At 69.4% G+C, this 768-nt stretch carries 1 protein-coding gene; it reads right to left on the reverse strand.

The window, feature by feature from the left end; translation table 11 throughout:
• Window positions 1–768 (reverse strand): 3'-5' exonuclease (locus tag EAO72_RS40290; protein ID WP_187285443.1); only part of this gene is annotated, 768 nt, incomplete at both ends.

Consider the following 768-nt stretch of genomic DNA (forward strand, 5'->3'; position numbering starts at 1 on the left):
TGATCCGGTGCCGTGGTCATCTCGTGCTGCAGACGGAGCTCCAAGGCATCTCCCGGCGCGACCGAGGACGCGAGGTATTCCTGCAGAGCCGCGGCGTCGTGCTCGAACCCGTCCGTGCCCGGCGGGTGCTCGCGGGACACGTCGAGAGACGCGGCCGAGATCCCGAAGCGCTGGTAGGACTTCCACCCGCCCGCGTAATGACGCCCGGTGCTGCGATCTCTGCGGATCAGGGCGGTGTCCGGCGCTTCGACGCGGAACAGATCGTCCCTGGGGCGGGTCATCGCAACATAGAGTGCGCGGGCCTCTGCCGCGGGATCGATATGTGTGTGTTGCTTTCGGAGCTCGGCCAACGAGGGAGGCTCGACGACAAGGACTCGATCGAATTCGAGGCCCTTGGCCCTGTGGACGGTCGACACCACCAGGTCGGCCGGCTCGACCGCCGCCAGGTCGTCGGGGAATCTGCCCTGGACCACGGCCCGCCGCACCGCGGCCACATCCATGAGCCCTCGCGGTGCCCGCGCCGCACCGCGCAGCGAGCGCCATACCCGTGCGCGATCTCCGACAGGGGAAACGGGCCCGGAGCCGAGCAGAGCCTCGAAACGCTCCTCCGTCAGCGTGGTCGATCCGGTGCCACGAAGTACCGAGGCCACCCAGGCAGGCACGGGGCGGTCCTGGAGATCGCGCTGCAGTCGGTGGGGCACGCCGTGGGAGAACAGCGTCTCCGACAGCACCAGAGCCTGGCGGTTGTCCCGGCAGAGGATCGCGCAC

This window comes from Streptomyces sp. OR43 (assembly GCF_008042275.1).
In the GTDB taxonomy this organism is placed as follows: Bacteria; Actinomycetota; Actinomycetes; order Streptomycetales; family Streptomycetaceae; genus Streptomyces.